This window comes from Aeromonas genomosp. paramedia (assembly GCF_023093515.1).
Classification (GTDB): Bacteria; Pseudomonadota; Gammaproteobacteria; order Enterobacterales; family Aeromonadaceae; genus Aeromonas.
This window is the reverse complement of sequence record NZ_JAAROG010000003.1, coordinates 380389-395092: the sequence shown is the minus strand read 5'-3', so window position 1 is coordinate 395092 and position 14704 is coordinate 380389. Positions and strand designations below refer to the sequence as shown.

15 protein-coding genes are annotated in these 14704 nt (G+C 59.9%); 6 read left to right on the top strand and 9 right to left on the bottom strand.

Annotation, left to right across the window (positions count from 1 at the left end):
• Positions 1-119 precede the first annotated feature (119 nt).
• The 4 genes from HB860_RS04375 to HB860_RS04360 all read right to left on the bottom strand — a co-directional run bounded on the left by HB860_RS04375 (position 120) and on the right by HB860_RS04360 (position 4896).
• On the bottom strand, positions 120-1481 hold the full coding sequence (locus HB860_RS04375; RefSeq protein ID WP_049636667.1) for a restriction endonuclease subunit S: 1362 nt from the start codon (positions 1479-1481) through the stop codon (positions 120-122).
• The gene (locus HB860_RS04370; protein ID WP_049636666.1) at positions 1481-3928 is read right to left on the bottom strand and encodes a type I restriction-modification system subunit M; all 2448 of its coding nucleotides are present in this window, start codon (positions 3926-3928) and stop codon (positions 1481-1483) included. Before HB860_RS04370 ends, HB860_RS04375 begins: the two co-directional genes overlap by 1 nt.
• Positions 3929-4113: 185 nt before the next feature.
• A complete protein-coding gene (locus HB860_RS04365) occupies positions 4114-4560 on the bottom strand; it encodes a hypothetical protein (RefSeq protein ID WP_021138009.1) in 447 nt (148 codons plus the stop codon).
• A gap of 147 nt (positions 4561-4707) precedes the next feature.
• Complete coding sequence (locus HB860_RS04360) at positions 4708-4896, bottom strand: DUF3283 family protein (protein ID WP_247625834.1); 189 nt, start codon at positions 4894-4896, stop codon at positions 4708-4710.
• A gap of 115 nt (positions 4897-5011) precedes the next feature.
• On the opposite strand from HB860_RS04360, the gene umuD reads away from it, so the two are divergent.
• Positions 5012-5455: a translesion error-prone DNA polymerase V autoproteolytic subunit gene (gene umuD / locus HB860_RS04355; protein WP_024941056.1), complete on the top strand. Its 444-nt coding sequence runs from the start codon at positions 5012-5014 to the stop codon at positions 5453-5455.
• On the top strand, positions 5436-6695 hold the full coding sequence (gene umuC / locus HB860_RS04350; protein ID WP_247625833.1) for a translesion error-prone DNA polymerase V subunit UmuC: 1260 nt from the start codon (positions 5436-5438) through the stop codon (positions 6693-6695). The genes umuD and umuC overlap by 20 nt, the downstream gene beginning before the upstream one ends.
• 460 nt (positions 6696-7155) lie before the next feature.
• On the opposite strand, the gene HB860_RS04345 is transcribed toward umuC, so the two are convergent.
• Complete coding sequence (locus HB860_RS04345) at positions 7156-7587, bottom strand: GNAT family N-acetyltransferase (RefSeq protein ID WP_247625832.1); 432 nt, start codon at positions 7585-7587, stop codon at positions 7156-7158.
• Between the two features lie 182 nt (positions 7588-7769).
• Between HB860_RS04345 and HB860_RS04340 the strand changes: the two genes are divergently transcribed.
• Complete coding sequence (locus HB860_RS04340) at positions 7770-8270, top strand: SRPBCC family protein (protein WP_139435240.1); 501 nt, start codon at positions 7770-7772, stop codon at positions 8268-8270.
• 59 nt (positions 8271-8329) lie between these two features.
• Here HB860_RS04340 and HB860_RS04335 read toward each other — a convergent pair whose 3' ends face one another.
• Together HB860_RS04335 and HB860_RS04330 are read right to left on the bottom strand one after the other, a co-directional pair.
• A complete protein-coding gene (locus tag HB860_RS04335; RefSeq protein ID WP_139435242.1) occupies positions 8330-8836 on the bottom strand; it encodes a GNAT family N-acetyltransferase in 507 nt (168 codons plus the stop codon).
• 161 nt (positions 8837-8997) lie between these two features.
• Positions 8998-10212, bottom strand: a complete 1215-nt coding sequence (locus HB860_RS04330) for a GNAT family N-acetyltransferase (RefSeq protein WP_247625831.1) — start codon at positions 10210-10212, stop codon at positions 8998-9000.
• Between the two features lie 219 nt (positions 10213-10431).
• Here HB860_RS04330 and HB860_RS04325 point away from each other — a divergent pair, with 219 nt between their 5' ends.
• The 3 genes from HB860_RS04325 to HB860_RS04315 are packed head-to-tail and all read left to right on the top strand — an operon-like array spanning position 10432 to position 12877.
• Positions 10432-11250 (top strand): DUF3100 domain-containing protein, encoded by an 819-nt coding sequence (locus tag HB860_RS04325; RefSeq protein ID WP_139435246.1) that lies wholly within the window; start codon positions 10432-10434, stop codon positions 11248-11250.
• Positions 11247-11696, top strand: coding sequence for a hypothetical protein (locus HB860_RS04320; protein WP_247625830.1), 450 nt, complete (start codon positions 11247-11249; stop codon positions 11694-11696). Before HB860_RS04325 ends, HB860_RS04320 begins: the two co-directional genes overlap by 4 nt.
• Positions 11696-12877: a M20 metallopeptidase family protein gene (locus tag HB860_RS04315; protein WP_247625829.1), complete on the top strand. Its 1182-nt coding sequence runs from the start codon at positions 11696-11698 to the stop codon at positions 12875-12877. The genes HB860_RS04320 and HB860_RS04315 overlap by 1 nt, the downstream gene beginning before the upstream one ends.
• A gap of 124 nt (positions 12878-13001) precedes the next feature.
• On the opposite strand, the gene HB860_RS04310 is transcribed toward HB860_RS04315, so the two are convergent.
• The gene (locus tag HB860_RS04310) at positions 13002-13961 is read right to left on the bottom strand and encodes a LysR substrate-binding domain-containing protein (RefSeq protein WP_247625828.1); all 960 of its coding nucleotides are present in this window, start codon (positions 13959-13961) and stop codon (positions 13002-13004) included.
• Positions 13961-14599: a pyridoxamine 5'-phosphate oxidase gene (gene pdxH / locus HB860_RS04305; protein WP_139435254.1), complete on the bottom strand. Its 639-nt coding sequence runs from the start codon at positions 14597-14599 to the stop codon at positions 13961-13963. The genes HB860_RS04310 and pdxH overlap by 1 nt, the downstream gene beginning before the upstream one ends.
• Positions 14600-14704: the final 105 nt, after the last annotated feature.

Genomic DNA, 14704 nt, shown 5'->3' with positions numbered 1-14704 from the left:
TCTTATTGATTTTGCCAATTATTTTATATCTATTTGATTTTATTGATTTTTTTGATAGCCCCCTCTTAATCTCCCCCTTGCAAAGGGGGAGGAACGCCCCCCTGAAAAGGGAGAGGCACTTATGCCCCCGCCGCCAGCGGCAGGCGGATTTTGCCGGTCAGCAGTTGCTGCATCATGCCTTGTTTGAGGGCGCGGGCCTTCTCCAGCTTCTGGGTCAATGCCTGCAGCTCGTTATCCATATCGGATAAAATAGTGGCAATGGCGGTTTGTTCTTCTATATTCGGAGCAGAGAACTCGAAATTTACAAAATCCTTTTGATAAAGGTGGGTTATGGTTGAACCAGCCGTTATTTGATTCATGAAATCGTTAAAGAGTCGAGATGTGAGAACATAAAACAGGTAGCGCGGTACAAAACTATTGTTTTTGGGGCGAATAACAAAAACCCCACTATTGAGTGTAGCGGGCTTCTCTAGTGCTGATACATATCCAACTTTACCAACAGTTCCATCTTTAGTGATCAAGACATCATTTTCTCTGAGCTGGATATTAGTATCTTGTTTATAACGCCATTCACTCACATAGCAGCATTTATCCCACATCACAGCCCCAGCATCAAAATCGATACCAGTCACCAGATAAATATCACCTGAGACTTGATACTCTTTCGTTGTCAGAGCCTGCCAACCAATACGAGCTTTTAGTACAGCATCCTGACCAATTGAAATCTCTTCCCAATCATCCGGAATATCTCCCAGTTCGCTGGGTTTATAGCCTTTAGGCGTACCATCGGGGCGTAGGGCGAAGGCAGGCAGGCGGGTGCGGCCGGTCAGCAGTTGCTGCATGGTGCCGCTCTTGATGGCCTGCTTCTTGGCGATCAGCTGCTCCAACGCATCGATCAGCGCATCGCTATCCGACAGCACATTGGCAATGGCGGTTTGTTCGCCTGAATCATTTGGAACTGGAATTTTAATTTTTTTTAGATTAGCCAATGTTATTTCAAAAAACGTACTTCCTTTCGCCTCTTGAGCTGCCTGCTCTAATGCATTAGGACTTTGCAACGCCCAGTAAATATATTTATTTGACACATTTGGCAACGGGGATATTCTTGCCGTACCCTGCGTTAAATTAGCTCCTGCGACAGAAGGCGGGACATTCCTTACGTGACCTAATTTCCCACGAAGAGCATAAATAATATCTCCTTCATCTACTCTAGATCTTGCGAATGCTGCTGCAATTTCCACACTCGTTCTAAGCATTCCATCCACATTAAGCTCTCTGTCCGTCATATCTGAAACACGCACATATGGAATACCGTTCACGATATGTGGTCCACATTGCACGATCCCATAGGTGATTGGCACTCGGCACAGATGCTGTAACTCCTTAATATTCCAAGCCTCCGGAATAACCCCCACTTCGGTCTGCTGATAGCCTGCCGGGATCGCCTTGCCTGCTGCCTCTTGCATCATCTGTTCTGCCATTATGCCCACTCCAGCCCTATGCTCTTCAGATGAGCGGCGACCTTGGCCTCCAGAGCTGCGACCTGCTGGGTCAGTTGCGGCAAGGTGGCGCTGTAGCGCTCCTCCAACTCTTTGACGCGGTTGGCCAGCTGCTGGGTGATGCGCTCAATCTCCGCCTCAATGGCGGCCTGCAAACTGGCGCGCCACTTATCCTCCACCAGCAGTTGCTTGATCTCACTCTCCAGAAGCTTGGGGTAACGGGCAACCACCGCCCGATCCAGCGCCTCTTGCGCTTTTTTTACCGCCTTTTTAGCACTGCTTTCGGCTTCGAACAGCTTGATGGCGGTTTTCAGCGCCGCCTTTTCCTCGGCATCGCTGGCTTGCTTGAGCCGCGCCTTCAGGCTGGCGGGGTTGATCTTGCCCGCGTCGTTGGCCGCGTCACTCAGCAGCCCCTCCTCGCCGCCCTGCTCTTCCAGATTGCTTTCCAAGGCTTGGCTTGCCTCATCCGCGGCGGCCTGCAAGGCGTCGATTGCAGCCTGCTCGTCGGCAAAGAAGCGTGCCACCAGCAGCGCCGGTGGCAGCAGCTCGGCCTTGTATTTACTCTTGCCTAGCACCAGATCCGGCGTCTCTTTGAGCTTCTCGCCCCTATCGACTTTAAGCTCGCGCAGCACCTTGCCCGCCGCCCAGCCATCCTGGGAGAGCACATAGACATCGTCCTGCATCACGGCATGCCAGTAGTCCATCAGCAGCTGGTAGATATCGTAGTTATCGATCAGCGGCAACGGCGCATAGGCGGCGAGCAGCGATTCGCTGATCTCCTCGATCAATGCCTTGGGCGATTCGCCCGGCTCAATCTCCGGCAGATGGCACTCGGTAAACCAGCGCGAGAAGGGTTCGAGTGAAGCAGATGCAAAACGTACAAATTCGGGGTGCGCCAGTATGGTGCCCTTGACCTTGGCGGCCTCCACCAGACCATGGCTATAACCCGCATGGGCCGGGGCAAACAAATCGGCCCGCAGGGTCGGAAACACCTGCCAGTAAGCGCCCAGGGCGTCGATATCCCGATTGGGAATGCCGCCTTTAAGGTGGGCGGCCAGATCGTGCAGATCTTCGGCCTCGCTGGCATCGATATAGCGCGGAATATTCAGGTTGTAGTCGTTGGCGGCGATCTCGGAGAGCGGCACGGCGCGGCTGTAACGGGGAATTACCTGCTCGCGGGTAAAGGTATCGACAATCTTGTGGATGTCCTGCTCGCGCAGCCGGTTCTTGTTGCCATCTTTGATAAAGCCTTTACTGGCATCGATCATAAACAGGCGCTGGCTGGTATAGCCGTTGGCCTGGATGGCGCGCTGGTGCGCCGTCTCTTTGTCGATGACGATGATGCAGGCCGGAATGCCGGTGCCGTAGAAGAGGTTGGCAGGCAGGCCGATGATGCCCTTGATAAAGCCCTGTTTGAGCAGATTCTCGCGGATGCGCGCCTCGGCATTGCCACGGAACAGCACGCCGTGGGGCAAGATCACCGCCCCCTTGCCACGGCTGTTGAGGCTCTTGATGATGTGCAGCAAGAAGGCGTAATCGCCGTTTTTCTCCGGCGGTACCCCCCAGACAAAGCGGCCAAACTCATCGTGCTCAGCATCCAGGCCGCTGGTCCAGTTCTTGTTGGAAAAGGGCGGGTTGGCGACGGCAAAGTCGAAGCACTTGAGCTGGTTGTTGCCCTCCTTCCACTGGGGCGCGGCCAGGGTATTGCCCTTCCAGATCTTGGCGGTCGGATTGTCGTGCAGGATCATGTTCATGCGCGCCAAGGCGCTGGTGGCGTTATCCATCTCCTGACCGTAGATGGTGAGCCCCTTGGGTCCCGCCTCGTCACTGGCCTTGAGCAGCAAGGAGCCGGAGCCGCAGGTGGGGTCGTAGACGGTGGCATCTTGCGGCGTCTGGCGACTGATGCCGATCACCTTGGCCAGAATGCGCGACACCTCGGCCGGGGTATAGAACTGCCCCTTGGACTTGCCCGATTCAGTGGCAAAGTGGCGCATCAGGTATTCGTAGGCATCGCCTAGCAGATCATCGCCCTCGGTGCGGTTGGCGGAGAGATCCAGCCCCTCGAAGATGCCAATCAGCTTGGTCAGGCGGTCGATCATCTCCTTGCCCTTGCCGAGCTTGTCCTCATCGTTGAAGTCGGCGATGTCGATGACGCCCTTGAGATCATTAGCTTCGGCCAGCGCCGAGATGGTGAGGTTGATCGCCTCGCCGATATTCGCGGTCCCCTTGAGCGCCACCATGTCACTAAAACTCGCCCCGTGCGGCACCTCAATCATGGCGTAGGGGTTACCCTTGGCCTTGTCGGAAACGTACTTCACAAACAGCAGGGTGAGCACATAGTCCTTGTACTGGGAGGCGTCCATGCCACCGCGCAGTTCATCGCAACTGGCCCACAGGGAGGAGTAGAGTTCGTTTTTCTTGATAGCCATGGAAAGGGTTCCAATAAGAGTCAGTTTGCGCCAAGGGCGCATGGAAAACGAAAAGAGGCGATTGTTTGCACCCATACGGGTGAGCACGCCAGAGATTGCCAACGAGTTTACCCACTTGACCCCGTGGCAACCATGGTGGATATCACATCAGTGACGGATAGGCAGATCGTTTGCTGCAAAAGCCATCATTTGCCTTCCAGCAAGGCCGGCGGTGTGCTCTCGCCACGGCATTTGAGTTGTCCCAGCGCGTTGGTTCGACAGACGGTGCCATCAGATGCACGCAACTGACCAAGTGCATCTTCACGCCATGTCACCCGTTCACCGGTTTTGGCATTGCTGCCGCGAATATTGCCCAGCGCGTCTTGCCGATAGGTAGTGCCATCGCTCCCCTTAAGATTGCCGAGCGCGTCCTTACGCCAGGTCGTTCCGGTTCCCGAGTCTTTGATGTTGCCAAGCGCATCCTCACGTAAGGTGCCCTGCTTGCCATCGTCACATTGATAGCGGGTATGGCCCAATGCATCTTTTCGATAGGTGCAGTCGGCTGCAAACACGACTTGCGGCGTTAGGCTCAGCAGCAGTGCGGCCAGCGACCACTGGCGTGTCGCTAACCAAAAGCCGGGTTGGTGACTCATTGCATCTCTCCTCTGACGTGAACTCTATTGACTATACCGGGCCAGCCGCTCAGCCTCGATACTGAGGTTTTTAACATGTCGTGTTTTCAGGCGGATGCGTGATGGCAAGATCGTCCACTGAGGCGCGATCAGTCCAGCTTGAGAGAATTAACCTCGTTGGTATTTACCCACTTGCTCAAGAAAGTAGCTGCCCAGCTCACCCTTATGCTGGCTTGCTTCGCTTTCTGCGCTGGCCAAGTAACCGTTGCGCTCCTTCCATACCGCATATGCGGCGGCCTTCTCGACCTCGACCCGTTCTTGCTGCTCTTTCGGTAGGGCACACAGATTGTGACTCATACTGACCTCTTTGTTATTTGTTGGCGCCATGGTACGTCATCAGTGGCATGCGGGACTTGCGCTGGTTCAAAGGTGGTGCGCTATAATGGCTGTATATAAATACAGGTGTTTTGCCATGAAGCTGTTAACCCCAGACCCATCACCCGCCGAGGTGACCATCCCGCTGTTCTTACACCGCGCCTCTTGCGGCTTTCCCAGCCCAGCCAGCGACTATCTGGAAGGGAAGTTGGACCTTAACACCCACTGCGTGTCGCACCCTGCAGCAACCTTCTATCTGCGTGCCGAGGGGGAGAGCATGACCGGGGTCGGCATCTTTCCCGGTGACTTGCTGGTAGTCGATAAGAGCCTGACCCCGCGCCATGGTGATGTGGTAATTGCACTGCTTGACGGCGGCTTCACGGTAAAGACCTTGCAGCTCAAGCCGAGGTTGCGGCTGCTGCCAGCCAATCCGGCGTTCGCGCCTATCGACCCTTGCATGAGCCTCTCCCTGGAGCTGTTCGGAGTGGTCACCCATGTGATCGGCAATCTGAGGCAGCGTGATGGCTATAGCGCTCGTTGATGTAAACAACTTCTACGCCAGCTGTGAGCGGCTGTTTCGCCCTGAGCTGCGTGGCCGCCCGATCGTTGTGCTCTCCAACAACGATGGATGCGTGGTGTCGCGCAGCCCCGAAGCCAAGGCGATGGGTATCAAGATGGCCGGGCCCTACTTCAAGATCCGCGAGCAGTTCGAGGCGCATGGCGGTGTGGCATTCAGCTCCAACTACGCGCTCTATGGAGACATGTCTGGCAGGGTGATGAGCACATTGGAGACCATGGCCCCCGAGCTGGAGGTCTACTCCATCGATGAAGCATTCCTGTCACTGTCGGAGTCGTTTGCCGGGGACCTGACAGCCTATGGACAACAGATCCGGCAGCGAGTGTGGCAGTGGACCGGCCTAACGGTAGGGGTTGGGATCGGCCCCACCAAGACCCTCGCCAAGCTGGCCAACTATGCAGCCAAGAAGTGGCTTGCCACGGGCGGCGTCGTGGATTTGCGTGACGAGCTACGCCGTGCCCGGCTGATGGCCATCACCCCGGTGGATGAGGTGTGGGGCATAGGGCGGCGCTTGGGAGCCAAGTTGGTGGCACAAGGCATCAACACTGTGGCTGACTTGGTGGCTAGCGATGCCAAAGGGTTACGCGCCCAATACGGCGTGGTGGTCGAGCGGATCGTACAGGAGCTGCGTGGCCTGCCTTGCGCGGAGCTGACCGTTGAACCGGCGGCGAAGCAGCAGATCCTCTCGAGCCGTTCCTTTGGGGAGCGCGTGACTGACCGTGGGGAAATGGCTCAAGCGTTGTCAGGCTTTATGGCTCGCGCAGCCGAGAAGCTGCGGGCCGAGGGGATGTGCTGCCAGCGGGTGCACCTGTTCGTGCGGACCAGCCCCTTTGATGAACGAGCCCCTTACTACAGTGAGCAGGCGGGCATCCGGCTGGTCTGCCCTAGCGATGACACCCGGTTGCTGCTGCAGCAAGTGAACGTGCTGCTACCGCAGATTTGGCGCGACGGTTACCGCTATCAGAAGGGTGGCGTCATGCTGAGTGAGTTCACCCCCAAGGGGCAGCAACAGGCTGACCTGTTTGCCCCGTCCTCCGCTCAATCGGACGCGCTGATGGCCGTGATGGATCAGATCAAAGCCAAGGGGTTGGGAGGGGTAGGCTTTGCCAGCCAAGGCACGGGGTCGCCTGAGTGGATGATGCGACAAGAGCACCTGAGTCCCTGTTACACCACACGCTGGGAGGACCTGCCGGTGGCGAGGTAAAAGCCACCGAAGGTTGAACAGTCTATTCAAAGCTCGCTGGACAGGTAAATTTTGGACGGGGAATTTTTTTCCAAACGAGGAGCTGATACAACAGAGAGCGCCAACTTTCGCAAGAGTCAGTTACCTTTTGAGAAAGGTGAGAGTTAAAATTTCCTCCACGGCCAATTAACCACATATGACCATTCCAGCCCAGATAACACTATGTTATTGCAGAAGTTCTGATGTTAGGCATACGGTTAGGCATATTAAAATTTTCTGAATTGGCGATTTTTATTTTAAATCAATAAATTAACCATCCAGTTCAACCTCCCCCAGCACGTTTGGAAAAGGCCACTTCGCAGGAAGTGGCCTTTTTTTATGGATTGCGTTCATGTCTGAGCCGGCGCTGGCAGCCTGGTCGGGGGCTGTGGAGGGCTGATGCCGCCCTCTGCCGTGGCAGAGGGCGTCCTCGCGAGGGAGACTAGTCGCCGGATGTCAGGACCAGTCTGCGCCAGGGCCCCGTGATGTCACAGTGCCCCGTTTCATCGGTATTTTCCCAACCCAGCCGGTGATAGAACGCCAGCGCTGTGGTGTTGCGGGTGGCCACCTTGAGGGATGCCGGGGGCTTGTGTCCAGCCAGCCCGGCGGCCAGCAAGGCCCGCCCCATTCCCTGCCCATGCCAGTCGGCCACCACATAGAGGTGATGCACGAAACTGTCAGGGCCCCAGATGGAGATAAATCCGCAGGGGGTACCGCCCTTCTCCGCCACCCAGATCTGCTCACCCCGGGTCTGCTCGGCAAAATCCTCCAGCCTAAACAGGGAGGGCTCGACCCAATGAAAGGCCTGCCGCCTCCCCTTGAGGAACAGTTGCGCCAGCATGGGTTCATCTGCATCTCGCATCATTCTGATCATGAAGACATCCTTGATTTGCCTGCTCACTGCCTCCCACTCTCGATGGATCCCGCCGCGCTGTCAAATCAGCAATATGGACCCCCTTGAATACGTGATGCTGTGACGCAGGGCTGCCTATTTTATCGCCTTAGGGGCTATACTGCCTGGGTCCCGTCCATGACTGGTTTGAGGTTCACTGATTTATGGATAACAAGCAAATAGAAGGCAGTATTCTGGTACCCGCCCATATCGACGATGTCTGGCGGGCCTGGACCACGGAGAGCGGTCTGCGCAGCTTCCTGGCGCCGGAGTGTCTGATGGTGCCGGAACCCAACGGTCCTTTCGAAATCTATTTCAGGCCAGAAGCCCCGCTGGGGGAGCGCGGCAGTGAAGGGTGCCGGGTGATGGCGGTCATGCCCCATGACTTGCTCAGCTTCAGCTGGAATTTCCCGCCCCAGTTTCCCCATATCCGTCAGCAGAAGACCCAGGTCAGCCTGCGCTTCGTGCCCGAAGGTCAGGGCACCCGGCTCCATTTCCTGCAAACCGGCTGGGCCAATGACCCGGATTGGGACCTGGGCTATGCCTACTTCAGGGAGGAGTGGCTGGAGCTCAGTCTGCCAAGGCTGCAGTATCGCTTCACCCACGGTCCCATCGACTGGAACAACCCGCCGGGCAAGCAGCAGTTGAAATCCCTGGCCCAGTGAGGGGGGATTGAAATGAAAAAGGACCCTGCACGGGTCCTTTTTCTATGGCATTCAGGTGGTTATTCCACCGGCTCTTCGTCGAACAGGGGGTGGTAGAGCACCTCGCCCCGCAGGCCAGCCAGCCCCCCGGGCTGCAGCTCCATCGCCATGAAGCAGTCGGCGGGCACCTCGTAGATGCAGTGCAGGCCGAAGTCGCTGGCGGGTCTGAAGCCGAAGCGGCCATAGTAAGCCGGATCGCCGAGCACCACCACCGCCTTCCAGTCCATCTCCAGCGCCGTATCCAGCCCTTCCCGCACCAGATCCGAGCCGATGCCCTGCCCCTGCCAGTCCGGATGGACGGCCACCGGCGCCAGCCCGAGCCAGGGACCTTCCTGGCCATCAATGGTGATCGGGCTCAGCATCAGGTGCCCCATGAACTCGTACTCTTCCTCCTCGACCATGGTGACCACGGCGGCCCCACACTCGCGCAGGCGATTGACCAGTTCGGCCTCGTCGGGACGACCAAAGGCGGCGCTCACCAGCTCGTAGACTGGCAGCATGTCGCCGGGACGCTCGGTTCTCAACATACAGGGTTACTCCTCGTACAGCAGGGCGGCCATTATTTCACAGAAGTGGTCCCTGACTTGAATGCCTTTATCCGAAAATGGGAGGGCTGACTCAGGAAAACGAATGGCCATTCGTGCACAAAGCCTCGCAATGCACCTTCTTCCCACCGGCTTCGCCAGCATCAAGCACCAGGCTCCCCCAGCAACCGCAGCAGATACCCGAGGCCAAGCTCGCCCCTGTCCTTGAGCAGGACGCCGCCACCATGGGCCTGCACTCCGGGGGCCTCAGGCGCCAGCCAGGCGAACGGATGGCACCTGACCGTCAGCCCTGCGGGGAGGCGCCGCTCGCCGCTCGCCTCGGTTCCTTCCATGAAGAGCGCCACCTCCTGCCCCCCGATCTCGTCCTCATGGAGAATGGCCACCGCCACCCGATCGTCTTCGAGCCAGGGGGCCAGCGCCCCCTTGAGGTCGTCCGGCAGGTGCGGCGGGCGATCCAGCCGCCAATGATCCAGTTCAGCGGGTTGGCGTGCCGACCCGGGCCGCCGACCGCAATGGCGCATGCCGAGCTTGGCCATCACCCGGCCGGAGGCCAGGTTGCCCGGCATGTGGCGGGCGGTCAGGGCGGGCAGGCGCAGCTGCTCGAAGGCAAAGGCCCTGACCAGCCGTCCCGCCCGGGTGGCCAGCCCGCGGTTTTGCCAAGGGACACCCACCCACCAGGCCAGCTCGCCGTGCCAGTGCAGGGAGATGACCCCGAGCAGAGGGGCCGGCTCATCACCTGGGGGCAATGTCAGGGCCCAGGTCCGCCCCAGCCCGAGGGCGGCCTTGCGCCCGCTCATGGCGAGCCAGTCACGGGCCGCCTCCGGTGGATAGGGGTGGGGGATGTTGAGGGTGTAGCGGGCAAGCGCCTCATCCGAGCAGTAGCGCAGTATGGCCGGCTCGTCGGTGGCTTGCAGCGGCCGCAGTACCAGGGTCGCTGTCCCCTGATCGCCAGACTCGCGCAACACGGGGGTCATCAGGCGCCGGGCCAGCAGGCGTTGCAGTGCGGCGGCCAGATCCCCATCGGCGCCAAGGCGCATGTCCGCCCCATTGGGCCCCAGGGTGAGCAGGCCGCTCTCCTTGGCCAGGGTCAGGAGGACGCTGGAGGCAGAGATCAGGATCTGGCGGCTCGGGTCCGCCGTCATGAGGGGCGACTCATCCTCCCCCAGCCAGGCGGCGAGCAAGCCGCTGGCCGAGAGGATGCCGTCGGGCGGGCAGCGGGCCCAGGGCGCAGGGGTCACTGCCCCTTGCTCGCCGCCCCTGCCGCGCAGCAACTGCCAACGGTTGCCCTGCCCCTGCCCCCCCTGCAGCGCCCCCTGCCAGCAGGGCTGCCAGAGCGCCTCTTCTATCAACAGTTCCATGCTTCCCCCTGCGACCGCCGAACGGCGCAGCATAACCGGCTGCTAATGGTTTGTTAACCCATATATTTAGCATGGTTAAACGGCATACCCCATGAAAAAATGCCATATGGCCAGCTTGATGGCGGTCACATTAATGCCCCCCTGCCCTTCCTATCATGCCCCCATCTCGCTGCGGCCGGCGCCGCTCGTGAATGACAACGCATAACAAGAGAACACACTATGCAGCAAACCAGCCCACTCAAAACGGTGTTAGTCAGTACCCTGGCGACCGCCCTGCTGATCTTCGTGGCCCAGTACCTCATCGGGAAACAGGAGATCAGGATAGGCATCGCCATCATCCCCATACTGCCCATGCTCTTTGCCGTCATCATCGGCATGATGGTCTCCGCCAAGCCCGTCAAGGATCGCATCCCCGGCTGGAAGCGCCTCTTTGGCGAGAAGGAAGAGGGCTTCTGCGGCAAGATGGTGGGCTTCAGCCTGCTGATCCTGGGCACCCAGTATGCGGGCATGATCATCCCCAACCTCAAGATGATCCTGAGCGTCGGCGTGCCGCTCTTCCTGCAGGAGATAGGCAACCTGCTGCCCATCCTGATCGCCATTCCGCTGGCGGTGAAGTTCGGCTTCGGCCGCCGCGCCATCGGGGCCTGCTCCTCCATCAGCCGTGAACCCTCGGTCGCGGTGATCCAGGGCAGATTCGGCACCGGCTCCCAGGAGTACATAGGGGTGCTCGCCATCTACCTGTGCGGCTCCGTCATCGGCACCCTCTGGTTCAGCGTGCTCGGCAGTATCGCCCCGCTTACCGGTCTGCATCCGCTGGCCCTGGCCGCCGGCTCCGGCGTGGGCTCTGGCTCCATGCTGAGCGCCGCCTCCGGCGCCCTGATCAACGGCCTCGACGAGGCGCTGGCCCAGCAGGTGCTGAGCATAGCCGCCGCCTCGAACCTGCTCTCGTCGGCCCTGGGAGCGCTCTCCCTCACCTATCTGGGGCTGCCGCTTGCCGAGAAGATCTTCGCCATCTCTACCAAAGGAGAGAAAGCATGAAAAGCATCGTGATGGATATGCGCTTCGTCTTCCTGGCGATCCTGCTGGCCATGTTCACCCAGACCCTGACCACGGGCACCCCGCTCTGGCTGATGGGTGACAGCTTCGTCGCCATGTCCCTGGTGGTGTTCGCCTCCCTGGTGGCCAAGCGCTATCTGCCCTCGTCCTTGCCGGCCTTTGCCTATGCCACCATCATCGGCATCCTCATCTGCCTGCCCGAGACCCCGGTGCGCGGCCTCTTCATCGACGCCGTGGCCAGGATCTCCTTCCTCTCCTGCTGCGTACCGCTGCTGGCCTTCGCCGGTCTCTCGGTGGGCGGTCTGCTCGAGGAGCTCAAGAAGATGTCGTGGAAGGTGATCCTCATCTTCATGATCGTCTCCACCTGCTGCTTCTTCGGCGCCTCCCTGGTTGCCCAGCTCGGTTTCTCCATTCAAGGGATCATCTGATGAACCACTACCATATCGAACCTGACCTGCTTGCCCTGCGCGACTTCAGCCACGAGGTGCGCCACCACCTGCACCGCATCCCGGAGTACTCCGGGGCCGAGTTCAAGACCTCCGCCTACTGCCGGGGATTGATGGAAGAGTTCGGCTACCAGATTACCCTGTACCCGGGTTTCACCGGTTTTCACGGGGATCTGCACATAGACCCTGCGCTGCCCACCATAGCGTTTCGCGCCGACATGGATGGCCTGGAGATGCACGACATGAGCGAGGTGGCGTTCAAGTCCACCCATGAGGGGATGGCCCACAACTGTGGCCACGACTCCCATATGGCGATCGCCCTGACCGCAGCCAAGTTTCTGGCCGCCAACCGCGATCGCCTGCAGTACAACGTCCGCTTTATCTTCCAGATGGCGGAAGAGGATATGCGGGTGCCGGGGGCCGAGAAGATGGTGGAGCTCGGCTGCATGAAGGGGGTGGACGAGGTCTATGCCCTGCACAACGACGGCGCCATGGAGACGGGCACCATCAAGTTCAACCAGGGGGTCATGTCCTCCTGGGGCTCGGCCTGGACCCTGGATGTACACGGCATCTCCGCCCACGGCTCCACCCCCCACAAGGGGCTGGATGCCATCCGCGAGGCGGTGCGGATCATAGAGGACATGGACTACATAGTCGCCAAGCGCACCAGTCCGTTCAGCCCGGCGGTCTTTGGCTGCGGCATGATCAACGGTGGCACCATTCCCAACGCCGTCGCCGATCATGTGCAGGCCCGTGGCACCATACGCGCCATGGACGCCGAGACCGACCAGATCCTGAAAAACAGCTTCAGGGACATCATCGCCCAGAGCGAGCTGCGCGGCTTCAAGACCACCATGGTCCATGCCGGCTACCCGGCGGTGGAGAACCACGCCGAGGCCTGCGAGCGCCTGCTGCAAGCCGCCGCCGAGGTGCTGCCCGCCGAGGGTATCAATGCACAGGGCCAGCCCATGACAGGCAGCGAGGACTTCAGCTACATGATCAACGCCACCCCGGATCGCAAGGGGGCCATGTTCTTCCTCGGCAGCGGCTGCCAGGCCAAGGGGATCTGCAACTACCTGCACGCCAATCCCTACTACCTGGATGATGACTGCCTGCTGATCGGTGCCCAGATCTTTGTCAATCTGGCGACCAGAGGCGATTAATCCCGCATACCGATAAACAGAAGAGAGGCCAATGGCCTCTCTTTTTTTACCTCTACCATTTCGCGCTGCATCGCGGCCCCGGCTAGTTGTCTCTGCCATTCAGGGCCGCAGCACGGATCCGGCGCTACAACCAGGGCAGGGTCGTCGACGGGGCTGGCGTCCCCTGGTTGAGCAGCGCCAGCTGCACCGTCTCCCGGCTCACGTGGGGGGCATAGAGGTGGATGAAGTCGTACATGTAGTCCCTCAGGTGGGCGTGCCTGCGCAGGCAGACATGGGCCACGCTCGAGGCAATCAGGTGATCGATGTTGAGGCAGACCAGGCTCTCCCTGTCCCCCTCGTCGAACGCCGAGATGGCGATCACCCCAACCCCCATGCCGAGGCGCACATAGTGCTTGATGATGTCGCTGTCGGTGGCGGTCAGCACTATGCGGGGGCTGAGGCCATGACGACCGAACGCCTTGTCCATCTTGGAGCGACCGGTGAAGCCGAACACATAGGTGATGAGGGGATAACGGGCCAGATCCGCCATGGCGAGCGGCTGGCAGTCGAGCAGCGGATGGCCGTGGGGCACCACAACGCCGCGTCCCCAGCGGTAACAGGGCACGGTCGCCAGCTCGTCGAACAGGTGCATGGACTCGGTGGCGATGGCCATCTCCACATCCCCGTTTTGCACCATCTGCGCCAGCTGGGCCGGCGCCCCCTGATGCAGCTGTATGCTCACCTCTGGGTAGCGGCGAGAGAATTCCGTAATGACCGACGGCAGCTTGTAGCGGGCCATGGTCTGGGTGGTGGCGATGCGCAGCACCCCGCTGGTGGCCAGCTGATCCCCAAGGGAGAGCTGGCCAATCTGCTCCACCTGGGCCACCACCCCCTTGGCCAGCTCCATCACCTGCTCCCCCATGGGGGTCAGGCCCACCAGGTTCTTGCCCTTGCGGGTGAAGAGCGCCAGCCCCAGCTCGTCTTCCAGCATCTTCATCTGCTTGCTGAGGGTCGGCTGGGAGGTGTAGAGCTTCTCTGCCGTCGCCGAGATGTTGAAGTTGTTCTTCACTATCTCGGTGAAGTTCTTGAGCCTGGCTATGTTCATCAGGGGGCCAGTCGCTCTATGTGCCAGCCATCCCCCTCGCGGGTGTAGTAGAAGCGATCGTGCAGGCGATGCTCCCCGCCCTGCCAGAACTCCACCGTCTCGATCCGCACCCGGAAACCGCCCCAGAAGCTCGGCAGCGGCACCTCCCCATTGGCAAACTTCTGCTTGAGCTCCAGGAACTTGGCCTCCAGCACACCGCGGGCCGAGATGCGGGTCGACTGCTTGGAGACCCAGGCGGCTATCTGGCTATCCTTGGGACGACTGTGGAAGTACTTCATCACCTCGAAGGTGCTCATCTTCTCCACCCGGCCGGTCACGTGCACCTGGCGGTCCAGGGGGTGCCAGGGGAAGAGCAGGCTGATACGGGGGTTGCCCTCCAGCTGGTGTGCCTTGCGGCTGCCCATGTTGGTGTAGAACACCATGCCTTCGGCATCGTAGTGCTTGAGCAGCACGGTGCGCTGCCAGGGCTGGCCGTCGGCATCCACTGTGCCCACCACCATGGCGGTGGGGTCGGTCAGCCTGGCCTCGCACGCCTGGGCCAGCCACTTCTCGAACAGGGCGAGAGGCTCGGCCGGCAGATCGGCCCGGTGCAGTCCGCCCCTGGTGTATTCACGACGCAGATCAGCCACATCCATCATCTTGATTTTCCTTCTCTCTTTCTTTGCCGCCCGTGCGGCTGTGGATGGGGGCATTGTGCGACGAGCACGTCATGGGTACAAGCCTGGGGGCGGCCAAATGCCGGC

Coding starts and splice junctions, on each gene's coding strand:
- HB860_RS04375 (WP_049636667.1), bottom strand. CDS start 1,481: ATGGCAGAACAGATGATGCAAGAGGCAGCAGGCAAGGCGATCCCGGCA.
- HB860_RS04370 (WP_049636666.1), bottom strand. CDS start 3,928: ATGGCTATCAAGAAAAACGAACTCTACTCCTCCCTGTGGGCCAGTTGC.
- HB860_RS04365 (WP_021138009.1), bottom strand. CDS start 4,560: ATGAGTCACCAACCCGGCTTTTGGTTAGCGACACGCCAGTGGTCGCTG.
- HB860_RS04360 (WP_247625834.1), bottom strand. CDS start 4,896: ATGAGTCACAATCTGTGTGCCCTACCGAAAGAGCAGCAAGAACGGGTC.
- umuD (WP_024941056.1), top strand. CDS start 5,012: ATGAAGCTGTTAACCCCAGACCCATCACCCGCCGAGGTGACCATCCCG.
- umuC (WP_247625833.1), top strand. CDS start 5,436: ATGGCTATAGCGCTCGTTGATGTAAACAACTTCTACGCCAGCTGTGAG.
- HB860_RS04345 (WP_247625832.1), bottom strand. CDS start 7,587: ATGATCAGAATGATGCGAGATGCAGATGAACCCATGCTGGCGCAACTG.
- HB860_RS04340 (WP_139435240.1), top strand. CDS start 7,770: ATGGATAACAAGCAAATAGAAGGCAGTATTCTGGTACCCGCCCATATC.
- HB860_RS04335 (WP_139435242.1), bottom strand. CDS start 8,836: ATGTTGAGAACCGAGCGTCCCGGCGACATGCTGCCAGTCTACGAGCTG.
- HB860_RS04330 (WP_247625831.1), bottom strand. CDS start 10,212: ATGGAACTGTTGATAGAAGAGGCGCTCTGGCAGCCCTGCTGGCAGGGG.
- HB860_RS04325 (WP_139435246.1), top strand. CDS start 10,432: ATGCAGCAAACCAGCCCACTCAAAACGGTGTTAGTCAGTACCCTGGCG.
- HB860_RS04320 (WP_247625830.1), top strand. CDS start 11,247: ATGAAAAGCATCGTGATGGATATGCGCTTCGTCTTCCTGGCGATCCTG.
- HB860_RS04315 (WP_247625829.1), top strand. CDS start 11,696: ATGAACCACTACCATATCGAACCTGACCTGCTTGCCCTGCGCGACTTC.
- HB860_RS04310 (WP_247625828.1), bottom strand. CDS start 13,961: ATGAACATAGCCAGGCTCAAGAACTTCACCGAGATAGTGAAGAACAAC.
- pdxH (WP_139435254.1), bottom strand. CDS start 14,599: ATGATGGATGTGGCTGATCTGCGTCGTGAATACACCAGGGGCGGACTG.